Origin of the sequence: Stieleria neptunia, from assembly GCF_007754155.1 — a bacterium.
GTDB classification, from domain to species: Bacteria; Planctomycetota; Planctomycetia; order Pirellulales; family Pirellulaceae; genus Stieleria; species Stieleria neptunia.
In genome coordinates this window covers 1439561-1460156 of record NZ_CP037423.1, presented here as the reverse complement: position 1 = coordinate 1460156, position 20596 = coordinate 1439561, and the positions used below count along the sequence as shown (strand labels likewise).

The following is a 20596-nucleotide window of genomic DNA, read 5'->3' as shown; positions in this document are numbered from 1 at the left end:
AGTCCCGTTGGAGAAGAGGTTTTTCTAGGGCTATAGTATCACGACCGGCCGATTCACGTTCGCTCCCCTCCATTGTACCGCTCGCCCTGATGCCCTCTAGCGCCGATCAAAACGACTTCATTGTGATCGGCGCCGGCATCGTCGGGCTTGCGACCGCCTGGCGTCTGGTGCAGCGTTTTCCCGACTGCTCGGTCGTCGTCGTCGAATCCGAATCCGACGTCGCCGCCCATCAAAGCGGCCACAATTCTGGCGTTTTGCATTCCGGGATCTACTACAAACCGGGGTCCATCCGGGCGGCGACCTGTCGCACCGGCAAAGCGGCGATGGAGGCGTTTTGCGAGGAACATCAGATTCCCTGGGATCGCTGCGGCAAAGTCATCGTTGCCACCGATCCGACCGAATTGGAATCAATGGAAAAGATCGCTGCCCGGGGTTCCGAAAACGGCGTCGTTTACGAACGTCTTGATAGCGACCAGTTGCGAGAACTGGAACCCAACGCGGCCGGAATCGCGGCCCTGCACGTGCCCGAAACGGGGATCGTGAATTACGCGACGGTGTGCAAGAGACTGGCCCGCTGTCTCCGCGATGCGGGCGGGCGGATCGTGTTTGGATCCGAAATCGTGGCGATCGATGCGACGGTCCGATCGATTCGTCTGACCGCGGCCGACGGCAACGTGTTCCACGCCGCGATGATGATCAATTGTGGCGGGTTGCAATGCGATCGAATCGCCGCCTTGTCGGGCGTCTCCCCCGAAATTCGAATCGTCCCGTTCCGCGGCGAATACTATGAATTGGCGCCCGGCCGCGAAACCCTGGTTCGCAACCTGATCTATCCCGTCCCCGATCCCTCGTTCCCTTTTTTGGGCGTGCATTTCACGCGGATGATCGACGGGGGTGTGGAGTGCGGCCCCAATGCCGTGCTGGCGTTCTCGCGCGAAGGATACGATTGGAAAACCATTCGGCTCACGGACCTGGCGCAAACCCTTCGATTCGGCGGGTTTCAAAAACTGGCACTGCGACATTGGAAAACCGGCTTGGGAGAAATGCACCGTTCGCTCAGCAAAGCGGCCTTTGTCACCGCCTTGCAAAAACTGATGCCGCGCTTGACCGCGTCCGATCTGGTGCGGGGCCGCGCCGGTGTTCGTGCCCAGGCGGTTTCGCGCGAGGGTCAATTGGTCGACGATTTTCTGTTTCAACGAAGCGATGCGGCCGTGCACGTCTTGAACGCACCATCGCCCGCGGCAACGGCATCGTTGGCGATCGCCCAAACCATTGTCGACCAGGTCGAGCGTTAAAGCGTGAACGTCATGTCTTCCAACGACCGGCCGGCCGCTTCCTCGATCCATTGCCGCAACGTCACGGTCCGATTCGCTCCGTCGTCGGTCGCGGTCGATCGTGTGGAACTGACGATCCAGAGCGGGGAAATCGTTTCGCTGATCGGCCCCAGCGGTTGCGGCAAGACGACCCTGCTGCGGGCGATCGCGGGCTTGCAACCGATGACCGAGGGCCAAGTCGAACTCGATCCGGTCGCCATCGCCAGCGAAGGACAAATCGGATTCGTGTTTCAACAACCCGGACTGCTGCCGTGGGCGAGCACGCTGCAAAACGTCCTGTTGCCGCTGGAGCTGATCGGACGCGGGACCTGTCGTCAGCGACGCGAGGCCGCCCAGCACGCCCTGGAGTCGGTGAAACTGGCCGACGCCCGAGACAAGCGCCCCCATGAGCTTTCCGGCGGCATGCAGATGCGGGCGTCGATCGCACGGGCCCTGGTGACCCATCCCCGCATCTTGCTGTTGGATGAACCGTTTGCCGCACTGGATGACATGCTCCGCAACGAACTGGGCCGGTTGCTGTTGTCGCTTTGGCAGCAGCAACAATTCACCGCCGTGATGGTCACCCACAATATCAGCGAGTCGATTCTGCTATCGCGTCGAATCGCCGTCATGCGCGACGGCGTCTTGGAATCGGTGATCGACAATCCGATCGCATGGCCGCGCAGCCCGTCACAGATGAGAACCCCCGAATTCGCCCAGTTCTTTGGCGTCGTCAGCGATTCGCTCCGCGGCCCCTCGTCTTCCCCGACGCTGCGAACACAGGAGGAAGCGTCATGAGCGGTGCCGCTGAACGTCCTCCGGCAACCCGAATCGCCGACGCGGCCCGCCATTGGGGCCCCGCGATCCTGGTTGCCCTGATCGCCATCGCGACGTGGTGGTTGATCGCCTGGGGATTCGACATGCCATCGGCGCTCTTGCCCAAACCGTCGGAGGTCTGGCGGGCGGCGACGGAGAACCGGATGGAATTGTTGCGGGCCTTGTACGCGACCGGCCTGGCCGCCGCAGCCGGCTTGCTGGCGGCCATCGCGTTGGGATCGCTGATCAGTGTTGCGTTTTCCCAGTCGCAGCGTATTCGACTGGCGTTTTTTCCCTATGTGATCTTTCTGCAAACCGTGCCCATCGTCGCGATCGCGCCGCTGTTGATCATCTGGAGCGGGTACCAGTTTCGCACCGTGGTCATTGTGACCGTCATCGTGTGCCTGTTCCCGATCGTCAATAGCGTGACAGCCGGACTGATGGCGATCGATCGTCAATGGTCGGACCTGTTTTCGCTGTACGGGGCCGGCCGGGCCAAAAAGTTGGCGCGTTTGCAAATCCCCGCCGCCGTGCCCTACCTGGTCTTGGGAGCTAAAACGAGCAGCGGGCTGGCAGTGATCGGAGCGATCGTGGCAGAGTTTTTTGTCGGCAACGGCACCGATTACGACGGCTTGGGAACGCTGATGACCCACTGGCAAGGCTTTGTCAAAACCGACGCCCTGATCGCCGCCGTGTTCACCTCGACGCTGTTGGGACTGTTTCTCTTTGGCCTGGTCCACGGGATCTCGCGGACCCTGCTGCGCCGCTGGATGGACGCCGCGTGACTTGTGCCCAGATGAATGGTGCAATCGACAGCCCGTAACCCCTCAATCGGTCACCTTGAGATCGCGGCGTATTTTCAGTCTCCCGTATCGGTTTTCTCCGATCAACCAAACCTGCATCTTGTCAGCATTTTGTGTCACGCCGGCAGGGATGGTCACCTTGCCCGCCTTCCGGTCAGCTTCGCTAATGAACACGTTGTGTTCGTCATGACCGTCGGCTGAGTTCTTGAAGTAAACGATGATTGCATTCATGTTGTCGGACGTGAGTGCAATCTCCCATGGCGTTCCTCGCGAGATTTTCGCGGACGGCAGACGGAAGTCGAGTTCACAGACGGCGAACTCGCAGGCCTGGCTCAGCGAACCGCCTTTCATCACGCAGTGCGCCGTGTAATCGCCGCAGGTCGTGAAGGTTCGATCCAAGACGCCCTTCTTCGGATGCTCGATCTCTTCGACAAGTTTGCCGTCACGCTTGATCACCAGCGTCTGAATCCCTTGGTCGTCACGATCCATGAGGTTGATCTTCACCGGTTGCCCTTTGTGGTAGGGAACCCAGTCGCCGCGATCGAGCAGCAGGACGCGATTGATTTGCGGCGTCGCCGAGTCGTCTTCGTAGTTGGGAAACAAGAACGCTTCGGCCCTGTTGCCCCCGCGCCAGGCGTCCAAATCGGTGATCCGGTACAACTCTCGATTCCGGGACGCCAGGTGTGCGTCAAACTCTTTCGCGGTTCGCAGCGTGTTGCTGGTGGTTTGTGGTCGACTCTCCTCAATCCGGACGTGCGTCACCCGGCCTGCGTCGTTGCGGACGACTTCCGTGACCATCTCGACGTGCGAGCCTCCGTTTTTCTTGGCCGGCGGGGTGTAAATGATATCGCCCCGCTGCGCCGCTTGCGCCGACTGCAGCTCCACGATCTGGACGCCGTCACGAACCCGGGGGCCGTGAACCTTGCTGACGTACCAGATTCCACACTGCAGTGCATAACTGGTGTACGAGGAACAGACCTTGCCGTAGTAGCACTCCGCGTTGCTCACCTTTCCGTAGAGATTCTCGGTGTAGAGAACGCTGTTGGGGTTTTCCACCGCGGCGAGGAAGGTTTTTAGAAAGATGTCGAATCCGATGTAGCGGCCAACATGCTTGACGCTCGAATAAGGAACCCCGGTGTATTCCTTTCCGGCGGTGAAGTGACCGCCGCGCCTCGGCATGCCGTCCGCCACCGGCGTCCATTTCACCCGCGACATGATGCGGGCGTACTCGACCGACTTGTCCTGCCAAGGGCGCGGACCGTCCGCCTGGCGCTGCCCGGTTTCACCACTCGTCTCGTCCGCGAATCCAGGTAGGCAGAAGACGGCGGCCAACAAAGCGATGGTGAGTGTTTTCATGCGTGCGCCTCGTGTTTGCTACTGTCTGATCAACCTACTGGGACCCTTCGACGATTCGAAACAAGTCCGCGTTTGGACAACCGTGAAACTAGCACATTTGAAATGGCGCCGCACAACACTCTTGAAAGCGACGGAACGCAACGCAGACACCGCCACCATCCCAATGACCAGGCGGCGACACCCACAAATGGCGAGACGATCGGGGGCAAAGCGATCCTAGCGCGACTCGTCGAAGCAGACCGTCACGTCAGACGATTCGAATTCAGCATCACGCACGAACGCTTCGCGCGAAACCAATTGGGCGTTCAGCGGCGTCTGTAAATCTGAATCTCGTCAAATTTGCCCGCGTATGCCTGTGCCGTCCGCTGGATGGTTCCTCGCACAATGGGACCGCGCCCCATCTTGCTGACCATTTGATTGCGTCCTCGCCATTTGGCGATTTTCCCCAAATGAACGTATTCATCGTTTGAGCCATGAATCGCGAACACGACGACATCGTTGTCACCGAGCGACTCGAGCCTATCGAGTTCATCCCACTCAATTCCCGCCAGCGGATAGGTCGCCAGAGAGTAAAAATATTCCTGCAGCAGAACGTGCGCAGGATTCTGATTGTTTGTACAACTGACCGCCTGAGTGATCAAAAAATCGGCACGTGAAAGTCCAATCACATCGCCGATCGCGAAGGTGGCACAGTTGAAAGTCGATTCGTCTTCGGGACGATGGGGCGCAACGCGCCAACGACTGTCAGGTGGAAGCACTTCTCGCACCAACTCGCTTTCTGCATCGGTCCCGCGGTATCGCTGCTGTTCTTCTTCACTTACAAGCTCGATCGGAGGACGCAGTACGACACATTCGCCGCCAGGAAACCGAAAGAGTCTGCGACCGGAATAACCGATCGGCGTCGGTATCGGGGGCAACGTCTCCACTGCCAAATCCTTTCGCTGGCGCCCCGCAATGGCGCTGTTGACCGCCAAAACGGCGACGAGCGCCATCGCCAAGGCCGCGTACCGACGCGAGCCGAAATGTCGATTCCAATCCTTCATGCTCATTGATTTCCCTGTTGAGCGAGCAACGATGACACGAGATTCAGGTATCGCTCGGCATCCACTGCGTCCCGAGCCAATTCAGCGTCCTGCGGCGATCGGTCCGTCAGTTTTTTTGCCGACAATGCAAGACGTTCAGCAACTTGCAAGGATTCAGCGTAGAGCTTGAGTTCAAGACCGAGTTGAGCGAGCAATTTGAGCTCTGGAAACAGCGAGTTGTGATACTCAAAATCCGGGACGAGCGTTGACTCTTGCAGCACATGCAACGCTGTACGAAATTCGCTTTCTGCCGACCGAACGTTTCCGCGCGCAAACTCCACATAGGCGATTTGTGCGTGGGCGTTGAGCCACAGCGAATAGAGTTCGACAAGCTTGGGGTCTGCTTGCAAGCACGCCCCAAATAAGTCTCGCGATTGCCGATAGTATTCGCAGGCCCCCTCTAATTCTCCGATCGCCTGATAACAATGCCCGATCCGTTTTGCGGCATAGGCCTTCGCAAGTCGCGTTGCCGGATTCACACTCGCCTGTGCCACGTACTGACGATCGTACACCAGAAAGGTATCCAGCAGCTTTCGATAGGACGCCAGATGCGAAGAATCCTCCTGTAGCTGCGACTCGATGACACGAAAGAGCGAGTCCAATTGTTGTGTCTTCAATAGACCTTCGCCGACCGAATCCTGGTCGGCGTCCGTTGCGACAAAGACCGGCCGGGCGACTGCCAAAATAGCGGCTCCCAGTAACATGCCGGTGCCAAGGGGGACCAGCCAGCGGCCGAGCAAGCTGGAAGCCCGTGATGGCTCCAGCGGCGGGGGTTCATCCGATTGATGGAGCGTGATCGCTGCGGTCCCATCGGATGGTTTCAGACGGCAACGCCGCCGCCGGCGCGGCGCCATCAACCCCGCCATCCCAAGGGGAGACATCGCAATAGAGATTCCATCAAACCAGACTCGCGGGCAGGGTGTCAGAGTGTTGAAGGGGTTCGCAGTGCACGCACGATCCCCGTCGATCATACGGTTTCAATTGCGATCAAAGGAGGCCATTGTTGACGGGCGTCAATGGTGTGCACGTCAGTAAAGAATCACAAAGCAATCCTCTAAGGACCGTCGGAAGAATAAGTGGGATAGGCTTCCAGCCTGTCATGGCGAAAACGACAGGCTGGAAGCCTATCCCACAATCAATCCCCGCCACTTATTCTTCCGACGGTCCTAAACCGAATGCAGCGGGGAATGCCGTTTCGACATCCATTGAAACACCGGACAAGGGCGGCGGGATCCGACGAAAACGACAAGAATGGGAAGGTTTTTGATTGCCGCCCCCCTTACGACTCTCGCGGCATCCTCTTAACGGTGGACCGAGAGCGAAGGATGCCGGGGGTCGAAGTTGATCGACTATTGCTTTGATGAAAACACGGGAGTGAATGGGGTATCACCGAGATTCGAAACCAGGCAGTGCAACGCCCCGCCGGTATGACGCAAGCGGGTGCAATCGACGAAGTGAACCTCCCAATCGGGTAGCAACGCCTCATAGGTTTCCTTCACTTTCAACTCCTTTTCTTTTGACTCGCCGGAGTAGGACGGGACGAGCAGCACGCCGTTGGCAAACACCACATTGGTGTAGCTGGGAAACGATGTCCCCGCGCCGTCGGGCATTGGGATTCGAACGACCCGGAGGGGCGTGTCATCGACGACGACCGTGCTCAGCAGAGTCGCCGTTTCATCCAGCAAGGCGGCATTTGGATCCGCTCGATCGGCGTACTCACCGACCACGACCGTGGTGGGGGAAACGAAGGTCATGAACAAATCGATGTGCTCGGTTGGCTCGCCGATGAGCGTGTTGAGAAAGAGCCATCTCCTTGCGCCGGTCACTCGCCTCAGTTCCCGGGTGATCGCTTCATCCGAGAACCCGTATTCCCGATTGACCCGGACGATCGCGGCAGATCCGACGGCCAACCCGTTTCCATTGGAGAGCAGCATCCCGCCTTCCAAGTGGATCGGCACGTCCGCGACACGCGTTTTCCAGTTGCGGCGGAGCATGGTTGGCAACGCGTCCAGAACGACGCGTCCGCTGCGATCACCACGCGTCAGACTCGAATCAAACCAGACCGCGTCCCCGGACTCGGATCGCGAAACGATCGGCCCTTGGTCACGGAACCACGGTGTTTCGCAGTCGCAGATACCAAACCGGACACGGCTGAGTGGTACCCCGGCGTCTACCAACGCAATCCGGGCTTCGTCCAGTGACTCTTCCGAGTCAGACACGATCACCAATTGAGTCCGATCATAAACGTGTTTGGCAACCGCCGTCGCAGCGGCGTGAGAGAAGTCAAGCTCGCCCCAGGCGAGCACCAGTCCAGACTGCGATTCGAACTCGGCAACCATGGTTCCTGCGACGGACAGGTGATTGGAGACCAACTCGGTCCGCAGGTCCATCAGCGGATGCCACTGCCAGCGGTGGACGGTTTTGCCCAGCGATTGTTTGGTTTTCGGGTCTGCGACGGCAGCCTCTCGCACTTGTTGCAATGCTGCCAAGTTGCGTTCGACAAAGCGAAGTGCGTTGACGTGTCGATTTCGTGCAATCAGGTGTTTGTCAACACCCAACAGATCGACGTGAATATATTTTGACTGCAGATCGTCCTGCGTTTCCCGGGCGAGCCGAACAGCCTCGTCAAGAAGACCCTGCGACCAATACATTTCACACAGTGTCATTCGCAAATCTTGCAACAATTCGCTCGTTAATCCCCAGCTTTCGCTTTCGCTTGACCGCTCGATGAGTGCAATTGCACTGCGTGTCGCCGCCGTCCCGTCGCGCCCCAGGGCACGTTCGACCAAGCCCAGATTGCGGAGCGCTATCGCGCACACATTTTCCTGGCCCTCGACATGATTCAAGACGTCCGAACACGCGCGGAACGACGCGTGCGCCGATCCATAGTCACCATCAGCCGCGGCCAAACAACCGAGCGTATTCTTGGCTTGGGCGACCAACACATTGTCATTGATCTTGACGGCCAACTCGACCGCTTGCTCAAGCCGACGACGCGCCGCATTCTGGTTGCCCTGAAGAATCATCACGCGGCCCAGGTAGTAGTTCGCTTTTGCCGTTTCGTGTGGCAAAACGGACTCGTGTCGATCGACTTCCAAAAATTCGACGAACGACTCTTTGAGTTGGTCGAGTAAATAGTTCCACTCGCCGCGAGGCTGTCGTTGTCTGGCCAGAAGCACGGTCAGTTCGTCCGTCCGCGCAAATGCGTGACCAATCGACTTCGCAGCATTGAGGTCGGAAGTCCGTAACGACGATGACACCTCGGCCAGATACCGAGATGACTGACTCAGCGCGCGAGTGCTGATGATCGCGGCCAACAGCGAGGCGATCGCCGCGGCAGCGGAAACAGCACGAACCAGTTTTCTTCGATTGTCCATCAAGTTTCCCAGGTAGCGTCCAACCAGTATGAAACGCTATGGCCGCGCAAGGAGACCGCCAAAAATTTTGAATGAATCTCGATTCTTGAACGCAACTCGGCCCCCGGGAATTCACCAGCGGTCTCCGCAGCCCATGATCAAGAGTTATCGCACGGGTTGGCCGGTGCGATACGATAAAAAGAAGCCTGCTGCTTCAATACAGTGGCAGGCTCGACGTGAAGACTTCGCTTCGTCGGATGAAAACGGATGCATCCAATCCTCTTACACCGGGCCCCGCGGTTTTCATGACCAATTTCTGGCCCCGGTCTGCGCCCCCCCTAAACTGAGGTCGGCACCGCAGGCTGAATTGAGTTTCACCGGCGCGCGCGTCTAGCCCATAGCCGATACCCGAGGCCGCCAACCTTGACACCAAACGGGTAACGCTGTGAAGCATTTATTTCCTGTGTTTTACGAGGTGTTAGCGGCAGGGCGCGAGCCCTCCGGTTCCTCATCTCTGCCAAAACACCGGAGGGCTCGCGCCCTACCGCTAAAAATGCTTCACGGCGTTGCCAAACGGAGTGTTTCTTGTCAGCGGTAGACCGCGAGCGGGCCGTCGATTGAGTCGACGCTCCGAATTGAAGTCGTTCTCAAGCTGAAACCGGATGGACAAATCCCAAGTGCCCCTCAAAGTGCCTACACTGCAACGCGTCGTGTTGCGCGCGGGTCATGCTGCCGAAAAAGACATGAGCGGGCAGCGGATCGGTGGCCTTGAATTTTTCGTACGCTTCTCGCAGATGTTGCAGCCCGTCCTCGGTCGACACCGCTTCACTCGTCCACAGAACACTCTGTGCCTTGGACGGCAACTTGAACCCGGTCATCGCCTTCCGCAACACCATCGGCCGGATCAGCCGCGACAGGACGCGCATCGGCAACGGCGAAGGCGGCATTTCTCGTTCCTTCAACACCACCTCAAACGTCCGCGCCAGGTGCTCGAAAATCTGCCCGAGTGAATACTGCCCCGTCGTCCGGGTCTCGGACGCGGCCAACCGCTCGGCTTCCGCCAGAGCCGCTGCGATGGATTCGAAACGCAGTTTACGATGCTCAGCTGCCATCAGATGATTCCTTCTCGGGGTGTGAACCGTTGTCTCACTGACAACGATTGGTCAGTGTCCCGATGCCGTCGACGATCACGCTGCAACGATCTCCCGGTTTCAAATAAACCGGCGGATCCTTGGCGTCCCCGACACCGGGCGGCGTTCCCGTGAAGATCACGTCGCCGGGTTTCAGCGTGACAAACTTGGACAGATGCGCGATCGTCGTCGGAATGTCAAAGATCAATTGCGCCGTCGTGCTGTCTTGGACGACGTCGCCATTGAGTTCCATTTGCACACGCACGTCTGACGGATCGGACAATTCCGCCGTCGTGACCACACACGGCCCCAACGGCGCAAACGTATCAAAGGTCTTGCCGAGCAACCATTGACCGCCCGGACGCCCCTTTTGCCAATCGCGTGCCGAAACGTCGTGTCCGCAGGTGTAACCATAAACGTACTGCATGGCTTCGTCGACAGAAACGTTGCGGGCTTCCCGTCCGATCACCACCACCAACTCGGCTTCATAATCAACCTTGGCAGAAATCTCCGGCAATTCGATCGCTTGCCCGTGACCAATCACCGCAGTACCGAATTTGCTGAACACGACCGGTTCGGATGGGATCGGCGAATTGGTCTCGATCGCGTGATCTCGATAATTCAATCCGATGCAGATGACTTTGCCGGGTGGTGGCACCGGCGGCAACAAGACGTCGGGCGCGGTCGACCAGTGCTCGTCGGCGATCCCGCCCAGATCCGGAATCTGACTCGATGTCACGTCAAACAATTCAAATTCGACCGGCGCGGTTTCCATCACCTGACGCAAGGGACAAACCTTGCCGTCTCGATAAAACGCGTACTCGGGGCGACCGTCGGGACCGGGGATGCGACAGATTGGCATGGGAGGATGCAGGTTGAAGTGGAGAGTGGTTCGGTCGGATCATCCTGCACTGTTCTCGCCCGATTGCCAACCCCGCGACCGTTTGACCATTGCGTCCAACGCCAACGGCCGACGGGCCTTCCGGCCCGTCGGCAGCTTCAATCTGGTGTCGCGACTCGTTCCCAGGCTCCGCCCTATGCCCTACGCCGTGAACGATTTGTTAGCGGCAGGGCGCGAGCCCTCCGGTGTGTTGGCAATAACAAGGAACCGGATAGCTCGCGGCTGCCGATTGAGTGGAATTGCTCAAGGCAAGGGTGAGCCGCTGGCCGTAAGGCCTCGGGCGGGCGCCTGGATGCCCGGCCGCTTACGCGTCGCGGCTCACTAAACCGACGGTCCGCTCGCGCCCTACCGCTAACAAAGGCTTTCCTGTGTTGCCCGTGACCGTTTGAGCGTTGCGCTGCTAGAAATCGGAAATGATTTGTTCACGCAGCTTCATCAATTCGATCACCAAATCGCTGTGCTCGCCGGCCAGGTTCTGTTGCTCGCCCGGGTCGTGATTCAAATCCACCAGAAACAGCTTTTCCTTCAGCTGTCCGCCCCGAACCTGCTCGGTCTGCGGTGGCGTGGTGTCGCGCGGATTGCCGATCAGCTTCCAATTGCCGCGGCGAACGGCCCACTGAGGCGCTCGCCCGCCGCCCATTTGCCAATAGAACTGTTCGCGCGGTGCCGGCGCGTTCTCGGTCAACACCTCAACCATCGAAACGCCGTCCAGCCCGGCCTTCGGCAACTCGACGCCACACCACTGGGCGACGGTGGGAAACCAATCACACGACGTGATGAACTGGTCGCGGGTTTCACCGGCCGGCAATCGCCCGGGAAATCGAACGACACTCGGCACCCGAATCCCGCCTTCGAATAGAGAAAATTTCGCGCCGCGATACGGCCCCGCGTCGCCGCCCCCGCCAAACGCCCGTGTTTCCGTGCTGTGCCCATGATCGGGCTGATAAATCACGATCGTATTGTCCGCCAAACCACGCTCGTCCAAATGGTCCAGCACCTTTCCGATGTACTGGTCCATCGTCGACACGAACGCACAGTACTCACGACGCGGCGTCGGCAAATCGCTGTAGTGCTGCAACCACTCGGGCGTTCCCTGATAGGGATAGTGCGGCGCGTTGAAGGCCCAGTACAACATCCACGGTTTTTCGTCCGCTCCGTCGCCGGATTGTCGGTCGATGAATTGTTTGCAACGATCGACCATCAACTGCGGAAAGTACTCGCCGGGACGATGCACTTCGGTCCCGTTGTCCCACAAGTCGTGACGGTTCGGCCCCGACCAGTAAAAGAAGTGTGAAAAGTTATCGATGCATCCTTCCAGATGACCGAACCAGCGATCAAAACCCTGGCCGGCGGGATTGATCGTTTCGGTGCGTCCCAAGTGCCACTTGCCCACATGACCGGTCGCGTAGCCGGACTGGCGAAACGCTTCGGCGATCGTCACCTCCTCCGTCTTCAGATCACCGTTCCCGGGTTGCCCCGCACGCGCGGGATAACGTCCGGTCAGCAAACCGACCCGGCTGGCCGAACACACCGGTGCGGCAGAATACATTTGGGTCAGCTTCAAACCCTGAGCCGCCAAGCGGTCCATGTTCGGCGTCTTTAAGTCCTTGACGCCAAAACACCCCATGTCGATCGAACCTTGATCGTCACCATAAATGATCAACACGTTGGGACGCTTCGCCTCCGCCACGTCTCCGATGGCAAGGGTCAACGCAATCGTCAGCAGCAAAAGAACAGTCTGTCGCATGGAGCGTGTCCGGTGGGAGCAGTCGCGTGGAAAAAGAGACGCGACAGTCTAACCCAAATTCACCCACGCGTCCCCGCCGGGATCGCATTCCAGCACGTGGCGGCAGCCAGTGGCGCGCGGCCGCCGTTTCCCACGTTCCAAGGCTCCACCCCGTCAAGTCGGTGGGGATCACGGGAGGGATGGCAGAATGATTCGGGGCAGAATGATGGGATGGCGTCGAGAAAGTGCGCCAGCCTGTCGTTTTCGCCGTGACAGCTCTGGAAGCCTATCCCACTTATTCTTCCGACGGTGCTTAGTCGCACAACTCGACCAACGCCTCCGCGTTGGCTTGATCATCGAACAACGCGGCGATCGGGATCTCGAAACCCTCCACCACCCTCGAACCGATCGAACCGCCCGCCAACTTTTGCGCCAGATGGTACTCGCGCTCGTTGTCCCGCAAGACGTACTGCTCGATCGTCTTCTCATCACAATCGACGATCCAGTATTCACCGATGCCGTGCTGGCCGTAGTCCTGAAACTTGACGCCCCGATCGCGCGACGCGGTGCTCTCGGACAACACCTCGACCACAAAATCCGGGGCCGGAAACTCCATGTGATCCGGCCCGAACGTCGAGGCTTTTTCTTTGCCGAAAAACACGACGTCGGGCTCATAATCATTGCGGGTCAAGCAGATCAGCGCCTTCTCGGAAAAGACTTCGCCGAGGCCATGTCGGTGAACATAGGTATCGAGCAGTTTGAGGAGCCTACGGGTCACTCTCAGATGTTTGGCCTTGGCGGGTGAGTGCATCACGACTTCTCCGGCAATAAACTCGGCCTTGACGCTCGGCGTCAATTCACGCCGAAACCTTTCGCGTGCCTTCCGCTCGGCGGCCAATTTGGAATTGATCACCTCCGCGATCTTCGGCAATTCGGGACTCGCAAAAATCGATTCGAGATTGGATTCGTCAAGCATCTTGGTGGTAGTCTCCTCGACCACAGTTTATCACGCCCCCCGCCAAGTTTGCCAATCGAATGAACCGTCTTTGCGTCCTTTTGTCAGGCGATCAGCTCGTTGATCACTTCGCCGCCGAATTGGCTGAGCTGTTTGAAACGGCCGCCGTGGAAATACGTCAGCTTGTTGTCGTCCAATCCCAGCAGCTTCAACAGCGTCACGTGGAAATCGCGAATCGGGTGCACACACTCGACGGCCGACGAACCGAGCTCGTCCGTTGCACCGACCACGCCCGGCTTCACTCCGCCACCGGCCATCAGCATCGTCATCGCCATGTTGTTGTGGCCGCGGCCGAGTGAGTAAACGCCGCCCCGTTTGTTGTTGTCCGGCGTGCGACCAAACTCGCCCGTCCAGATCACCAACGTGTCTTCCAACATGCCGCGTTGTTTCAGATCACGAATCAGAGCCGCCATCGGCTTGTCGACGCTCTTGATTCTGGATGAGTGACCGCGTTCCAAATAATCGTGGCTGTCCCAACCGCCGCTGAAGATCTGGACGAATCGAACGCCGCTTTCGACCAACCGCCTCGCCATCAGACATTGCCGTCCGAACGTTTCGGTCTCCGGATCGTCCATGCCGTACATTGAGATCGTGTCCTGGGACTCTTTGGCCAAATCGATCACGCCCGGAACTTCGGTCTGCATGCGGAACGCCAGCTCGTAGCTCTGCATGCGGGCGCTCAGTTTTTGATCCGCCGCACCCAAGGAATCCAGGTGGGCCTTGTTCAGACGCGCCAATTCGTCGAGCGCACGCCGTTGGTGTTCACGCGACTTGAAGTCCTGCGGCGTCAGATCCAAAATCGGCGAACCTTCCGGACGCAGACGTGTGCCCTGGTAATACGGCGGCAAAAAACCGTTGCTCCAGTTCGTCGGACCGCCCTGGGGCAACGCCAGTTCCGTCATCACCACATAACCCGGCAGATTCTGATTTTCCGTTCCCAACCCGTACGTCGCCCAAGCACCGACCGCGGGATCACCTCCCAAGCGGCTGCCCGTGTTCATGTGGAACAGGGCCTCGGGGTGGTTCAGCGATTCGGCCTGACAACCGCGATAGTTGCACAGCTCGTTGGCGACGTAGGGATCGGACAGGTATTTCCACTGGTCACACATCTCGATGCCGGTGTCACCGACCTGATTGAACCCGAACGGGCTGCCGACAAAGAACTTGAACCCTTGTTCTTGGCCCGCCTTCAGTTTTGATTCAGATTTGTGCAAGCGTGTCAATTCAGGCTTGGGGTCAAACGTGTCCATTTGGCCCGGCCCGCCTTCCATGAACAGCATGATGACGTTCTTCGCCTTGGCCGGCATCATCGGAGGCTTGGGCGATAGCGGCGAACCGCCGGCGGCCGGTTGCGCCGCGTCTTCGCCTTGAAGCAGCGCCGAAAAGGCGACCGACCCCAGAGAGGCACCGAGTCCGAATAACGCGTCGCGACGATTGAGTGATGAATTCATTTGACTAATTTCCTATGCGATGAAGTTGTATTGTTTGTGTTGAAGGTGTGTTCCACACGCGCCACTGGCTGACGCCACGTGCTGGTGTGCATATCTTCACTCCACGTACATGAACTCATTGGTGTTCCATAACAGCAAACACATGTCCGCCAACGCCCGTGTCTGTGGCGACACGTCGCTGGCCTTGCGATCGTACTCGTAATCTTCAAAGACCGGCAAAATCTCTTCGTACTCGAACACCTTGCCCGAGAACTCTTCCACCAGCGAACGCGTGATACTGGTCGGATACTCGACCGGCGCGGGATCGACCGATTCGTGGTACGTGCGCATCTCTTTGACATAGCGTGCCAACTGCGTTCGCTCGTCGTCCGAGGCAGCGCGTCCGAACGTCAAACGAAACGCCCGATCGATCTGCGCCGGCAATCCGTCACGCTCCTTTTCCAGTCGCAGCGCGAACGCGATCGATCGATCGGTCATCATGGCGCTGTTGAGCAACGTGAACACTTGAGGCGTCACCGATGCGGATTCTCTCAATTCACACGACTCGTTCGGGTTCGGCTGGTTGAACAATTCCGTGAACGGATCCGCCATCCCGCGGACGTGATAGGCATAGATCGTTCGGCGGTTGCGCTCGTCGGCCTTCCGTGACGGTTGGTACGACGGGGCAAGCGAAAACTGAATCATTCTCGGCTGCAACGCCACTTCCATGTTGATCTCCGGTTTGACCGGCACACCACCGTCGCAGTGTCGTAGTTCGCCGGTGATCGCCAACACCGAATCTCGCAGCTCCTCGGCACTCAATCGACGGCGTGGAAAATGCGAAAGCAATCGATTGTTCGGGTCCACCTCGGCAAGCGTTTCGCTGTCCGTGGGTACCGTGGATCGACGATAGGCATCCGACAGCATGATCATGCGATGCAGCCGTTTGATCGTCCAACCGTTTTCGACAAAGTCGCTAGCCAGATAATCGAGCAATTTCGGGTGCGAAGGCTTGTCGCCCTTGGCGCCGAAGTTATTGGCATTGGCAGCCAAGCCGACTCCGAAATGGTACTGCCAGATTCGATTGACGATCGAACGCAGCGCCAATGCGTTGTCCGGATGAGCGATCCATTTGGCCAGCCCCAATCGCCGTCCGTCGACTTCGGGCGTCAGCAGGAACGGGTCCTCGACCGCTGCCGGGTCCAACGTCGGACTGGCGGGCAACGCGACCGCACTCAAGACGCCCGGCAGGACCTGGTCCCCGAGTGCCGTCAATGCTCCGCCGACCAGAATGTGGCTGACGATTGATTTCGTTTCTTTCTTTGGCTTGCCGATCCGCAGCTTGCGGGCACCGTTCCAAGCCATGTCCGCATAGGCCGCGTTGTAAACGCTTTGCGCCATCGGCTCGTAGCGTTCCAGGCGACGCTTCCAGATCCATTCGTCTTGCTCGCGAACCTTCAACTGTCCCTGTTCGACATAATCCAAACCGACATGCCGTTCCGGTTTCTCTTCGTCGGGCAGATTCTTTCGCTGGTTCTCGTTTTTGTAGGGCAGACCGTGTTCGTCGAACCATTTTCTCGCCGCCGCTTCGCGTTTCTCGACCAGCTTGTTCTTTTCGGAAACCGCAAAGTCCAACATCCGTTGAACGTGCTCGCGTCCCCTTTCAAACGCGTCCGTTGATTCTTCGGCCAACAGCGGCACCGCGCGTTCAGCCATGTGCGTCGTCGAAAACGCGGCGTACATGCGGTAGTAGTCTCGCGTGGGGATCGGGTCGAACTTATGATCGTGGCACTTGCAGCATCGCATGGTGGTCGACAAGAACGTCTGGCCGGTGATGTTGACCAGGTCGTCCAGATAGATCTGTCGTGCCTCGTCGGCCTCGATCATCGCGTTGTCCCACGGCCCCAGTCGCAGGAACCCGGTCGCCACCAGCCACTCGGATTCTTCGGGCGTGTAGTTGCCGTTAAGCCGAGTTTCTTGGACGACGTTTTCATCGCCCCCGCTGCGGGCTCGCACCGATTGGTCGGCCAATTCGTCGCCAGCGAGTTGCTCGACGATGAATTCGTTGTACGGTTTGTCTTCGTTGAACGCCCGAATCACGTAATCACGGTAGCGCCACATGTTGGAGCGTTCGTAGTCGTTCGACATGCCGCCGGTGTCGGCGTAGCGTGTGACGTCCAACCAGTGACGTCCCCAACGCTCGCCGTAGCGGGGACTGGCCAGCAAGCGATCGATCGTGCTCGACCAGGCCGCGTCCGGATCTTCGCCCCACGCTTTGACGAATGCGTCGACTTCTTCGGGTGTCGGCGGCAATCCGGTCAAATCATGTGTCGCCCGACGCAACAGGTCGCGCGGCTCGGCTTGCGGCGAGGCCTTTAGATTTGCTTGTTGCAGTTTTTGCTCGACGAAGTAATCGATCGCCTGCTCTTTCGGAGTGCCTGCGGGCAACAACTCCGCCTTGGATTTCAGTTTGTCCCAAGACCACAGATCCTCGGGCTGGTAGCGGCGATCGGTCCATTGCTGGCTGGTGCCGCCGCTTGTGGCAAACAGCACGCCATCCTTTGTGGCTTTCTTGGTTCGCTCTTCGTCACGGTAACGCTGCTGGGTTTCTTCGTCGGGCCAGGGTGCACCGCTTTTAATCCAGCGGCGGAACAGTTCGACCTGCTCTTCGCTCAATCGATCGTTCTCCTTGGGCGGCATCTCCAACCCTTCCCAGGCGATCGCTTCGATCAACGTGCCCTCGTCGGGATGGCCCGGAACGATGGACGGTTCTTCCGACTCGCCGCCACGCAACAAGTCGTCGCGGCGGAGCACGCTGAATTCTCCCTTGATGTCCTCTTCGTCGCCGCCGTGGCAGCCCAGGCACTTGTCCGTCAGCAGCGGCAAGACCTTGAGCGTGAATTCGCGCTCGGCCGACTGCACCGAATCCGCAGGCCAATCACCCTCGGCCGATTCGTCCGCCCGAGCCATCCCGGCCAGCAACACCACCGCCACCACTGCCAGCGGGAAGCGTAAGCGACCGGCACGCGGGACAACGCCCATCACGCGCCACGGGCTGACGCCACGTGCTGCTAGGCTTAAACAGTTCCGCCAGCCACTCGATCGTCGTGGCGACTCGTTCGATTTCATTCCGGTGGGTCTATCGCTCATTCGGGTTTCCAACGTGATAGAGACTAGTGATTTCTTCGTGTGAAACCGCGCCGGAGAAAAGCGCGAACTCGTCCACACAACCATTCAAATTTCGGACAACAAACGTCGCATCGCTGCGGTACATCGGTTCGCTCCAATTGCATATGGATGCGGAACCGATCTTGATCGACTCGACCAACAACGCCTCCGGGATCGATTCACGACTGATCGGCTCTCCGTTGACATAGTGGGTCACCAGCTTCTGGTCGACATCGTAAACCGTCGCCAGCATGATCCACTGGCCACTCATCGAGGTCTCCCAGAACGGCGGAGAGTGAAACACTTGTCGCTCCCGTTCCGATGGCGGCAATTGGTCGATCTCGGGCGGTTTGACGGAGAAGAACAATCGGCCGTCATTCATGAGCTGCCAATGCGGCTCGCGATCTTCGTGGCCGTCGGTCAGGAACAGTGAATTGTACCAGCGGTCCAGACTGTTGATTTTCACCCAGCACATCAGCGTCAACCCGCGATGCTCGCCGGGGACCACCACTCGGACTCGGCTGCCCATCCGACTGAAATCCAGTGCGCCGCCGTCTCGCCCCCAGCGATCCTGGGTGCGTGTCGCAGCGACCACCGCCCCGTCGCCGGCGATTGCGGTGCCGTTGACCCGGCCCGCCGCCGACGCCCGGTTGATCAGTTTTCGCGACCAACCTTGGTCCGGGTCGACCAGATAGTGCGCCATCAGTCGCGGATCATTGCGCAGCAATTCCGTGGCGAGTTGCCAGCGACGAAAGTGATCAGATTGTCGTTCGGCCAAGGCGTCTTGAAATGCGGCCGGTCCGATCAACGCGATGTCGTCGGCCGACTCCTTCGCCAACGATCCGTCGGCAGCCAATTCAACCCCTTCGCCGTCGCGTAGACGCCGCACCTCGGCTTCACGCGTTCGCAATTCCACTTCGCCGTCGACCACTTTCACGCTCGAACGCGACTCATCGACATCGACGGTGAACTCGGTGCCCAAATCGACGACTTCCCCGGCACCGGTTTTCAGACGAAACCCGTGTGCGGGCTCGGGCACATGGGCCCTCGCGCTGCCTTTTCGCATGCTGACTTGCATCGGCGAATCGATCGAAAACACCGCGTCGCCGCGAATCACCATTTGCACGCCGCTGAACAACTCGACGTGGACCAGACCGGAAACGAGGTGCAATTCGCCTTGCGGTAATAATCCGCCGTTGTCGATCGGCTCGCCTTCCCAAACCGCATCGGACTGCCCGCTCAAGACGGCAAAGCCCGTGGCCGAGGGTTCATTCTTCTGGATCGTCTGCGCCAATTCGCTTCGATCATTCTGATCCGCGGGGTCGGCCGGCATCGCCACGACCAAAATCAATCCCGCCGCGATCGCGGTGAGGAGTCCGGCCCACCACAGCCCGCGGCTGAGTGTGCGTTGCGTCAACGGCTCGGAAACCGGAGGCAAACGGTGGGCTTCCTCCGCGGCCACTTCCTCAAGCAGCAGATCCATTTCCAGCCGTCGATAGTAAGCCTTGCGGACCTCGGCATCGACGCTCAGTTCGGCTTCCAGTCTCAAGAAGTCGGCTTCGCTGATGTCGCCGTCCAACAACGCATCGAACAGTGTGGATTGTTCGTCGGGGGTCATTCCGTCTCTCCCGTGGCAACCAGGCGTCGCTCGATACATTCGGCCAGCGCCGTTCTCAACCGATGCAGCGTCACTTTCACGCCACCGACGGAACGACCGACTTGGCTGGCAAATTCGGCCAACGGTTGCTGCGATGCGTAGCGCCGCATCAGCAGTTCGCGGCTGGCCGGTTTCAGCGACTGCATGCACTCGCGGAGCGCCGCTTGCCGCTCGGCCAGATCGTCGTTGACCTCCGCCAACTCGGCGGCGACGGTTTCCTCCAACTCACTCGAAAAATGCAGCCGCGCGTCACGGGCTTGGCGTTTGCGATGGTTCAGCACTTCGAACCGCGCGATCGCCATCGCCCAGGCCTTGAAATGGGTGCCGGGCTCAAAATCACCGCGTTTTTCCCAGATCTTCGCGTTGGCCTGCTGGATCACATCGCCGGCGGCGGGATCGCCCGGCAGCAGTGCGCGGATATACAACCGCAGCGGCAGCTGGCATTCGGTCAGCAGTCCCACGATGGCGGAATCTGCGGAATCGTCGGTGCGATGTTGGTTCACGGGCTCCATGATAGATAAATGCCGCCCGCGGCCCGCAGGTTAACAAGAATCTAAAAAAAATCCCCGCCTTCCCCGCCGACATCATTCCGCCCCGAATCGTTCTGCCGCCATCACCGCCCACCCCGGCTTTCCGGACCGCCCAACCCCACCGCCACAAGCTGCGTCAAACACCTGCAACAGAGCATCTCGCTCCCGCCGAGGGGGCATCACCCACCACCAAGTTGCAATCTCGACAAAAAACAGAATAATTCGGGGACGACTTATCGCCGCCCCGGGGATAAGGCCGCCAATCCAAAATCCAGCCGGGGATAAGGCGGCAGAGAATCCCCCCGGCCGGCGA

Annotated in this window: 15 protein-coding genes; 3 read left to right on the top strand and 12 right to left on the bottom strand. The window is 59.1% G+C overall.

Going from position 1 to position 20596, the window contains the following annotated elements:
* Positions 1 to 89: 89 nt before the first annotated feature.
* Genes lhgO through Enr13x_RS05125 form a run of 3 tightly spaced genes read left to right on the top strand, consistent with a single transcriptional unit; the run spans position 90 to position 2914 of the window.
* Positions 90 to 1295, top strand: coding sequence for an L-2-hydroxyglutarate oxidase (gene lhgO / locus Enr13x_RS05135; protein ID WP_145385017.1), 1206 nt, complete (start codon positions 90 to 92; stop codon positions 1293 to 1295).
* Positions 1296 to 1307: 12 nt separating this feature from the next.
* Positions 1308 to 2111: an ABC transporter ATP-binding protein gene (locus Enr13x_RS05130; protein WP_145385016.1), complete on the top strand. Its 804-nt coding sequence runs from the start codon at positions 1308 to 1310 to the stop codon at positions 2109 to 2111.
* Positions 2108 to 2914, top strand: a complete 807-nt coding sequence (locus Enr13x_RS05125) for an ABC transporter permease (RefSeq protein WP_145385015.1) — start codon at positions 2108 to 2110, stop codon at positions 2912 to 2914. The genes Enr13x_RS05130 and Enr13x_RS05125 overlap by 4 nt, the downstream gene beginning before the upstream one ends.
* A 42-nt stretch (positions 2915 to 2956) precedes the next feature.
* On the opposite strand, the gene Enr13x_RS05120 is transcribed toward Enr13x_RS05125, so the two are convergent.
* The 12 genes from Enr13x_RS05120 to Enr13x_RS05065 all read right to left on the bottom strand — a co-directional run bounded on the left by Enr13x_RS05120 (position 2957) and on the right by Enr13x_RS05065 (position 20256).
* Complete coding sequence (locus tag Enr13x_RS05120) at positions 2957 to 4288, bottom strand: hypothetical protein (RefSeq protein ID WP_231744101.1); 1332 nt, start codon at positions 4286 to 4288, stop codon at positions 2957 to 2959.
* 305 nt (positions 4289 to 4593) lie between these two features.
* Positions 4594 to 5331, bottom strand: coding sequence for a hypothetical protein (locus Enr13x_RS05115; RefSeq protein ID WP_145385014.1), 738 nt, complete (start codon positions 5329 to 5331; stop codon positions 4594 to 4596).
* A 2-nt stretch (positions 5332 to 5333) separates the two neighbouring features.
* Positions 5334 to 6251, bottom strand: coding sequence for a hypothetical protein (locus Enr13x_RS05110; RefSeq protein WP_145385013.1), 918 nt, complete (start codon positions 6249 to 6251; stop codon positions 5334 to 5336).
* A gap of 468 nt (positions 6252 to 6719) precedes the next feature.
* Positions 6720 to 8747, bottom strand: coding sequence for an agmatine deiminase family protein (locus tag Enr13x_RS05105; RefSeq protein ID WP_145385012.1), 2028 nt, complete (start codon positions 8745 to 8747; stop codon positions 6720 to 6722).
* Positions 8748 to 9373: 626 nt separating this feature from the next.
* Complete coding sequence (locus tag Enr13x_RS05100) at positions 9374 to 9838, bottom strand: DUF1569 domain-containing protein (RefSeq protein ID WP_145385011.1); 465 nt, start codon at positions 9836 to 9838, stop codon at positions 9374 to 9376.
* Positions 9839 to 9872: 34 nt separating this feature from the next.
* Positions 9873 to 10718 (bottom strand): fumarylacetoacetate hydrolase family protein, encoded by an 846-nt coding sequence (locus Enr13x_RS05095; protein ID WP_145385010.1) that lies wholly within the window; start codon positions 10716 to 10718, stop codon positions 9873 to 9875.
* A 439-nt stretch (positions 10719 to 11157) separates the two neighbouring features.
* Positions 11158 to 12504, bottom strand: coding sequence for a sulfatase family protein (locus tag Enr13x_RS05090; protein WP_145385009.1), 1347 nt, complete (start codon positions 12502 to 12504; stop codon positions 11158 to 11160).
* 292 nt (positions 12505 to 12796) lie between these two features.
* A complete protein-coding gene (locus Enr13x_RS05085; RefSeq protein ID WP_145385008.1) occupies positions 12797 to 13459 on the bottom strand; it encodes a Uma2 family endonuclease in 663 nt (220 codons plus the stop codon).
* Between the two features lie 83 nt (positions 13460 to 13542).
* The gene (locus tag Enr13x_RS05080) at positions 13543 to 14949 is read right to left on the bottom strand and encodes a DUF1501 domain-containing protein (RefSeq protein WP_145385007.1); all 1407 of its coding nucleotides are present in this window, start codon (positions 14947 to 14949) and stop codon (positions 13543 to 13545) included.
* A gap of 96 nt (positions 14950 to 15045) precedes the next feature.
* Entirely contained in the window at positions 15046 to 18078 is a 3033-nt protein-coding gene (locus Enr13x_RS05075) for a PSD1 and planctomycete cytochrome C domain-containing protein (RefSeq protein ID WP_231744100.1), read from the bottom strand.
* Positions 18068 to 19714 (bottom strand): LamG-like jellyroll fold domain-containing protein, encoded by a 1647-nt coding sequence (locus Enr13x_RS05070; RefSeq protein ID WP_197455798.1) that lies wholly within the window; start codon positions 19712 to 19714, stop codon positions 18068 to 18070. Before Enr13x_RS05070 ends, Enr13x_RS05075 begins: the two co-directional genes overlap by 11 nt.
* Positions 19711 to 20256, bottom strand: coding sequence for a sigma-70 family RNA polymerase sigma factor (locus tag Enr13x_RS05065; protein WP_231744099.1), 546 nt, complete (start codon positions 20254 to 20256; stop codon positions 19711 to 19713). Before Enr13x_RS05065 ends, Enr13x_RS05070 begins: the two co-directional genes overlap by 4 nt.
* Positions 20257 to 20596: the final 340 nt, after the last annotated feature.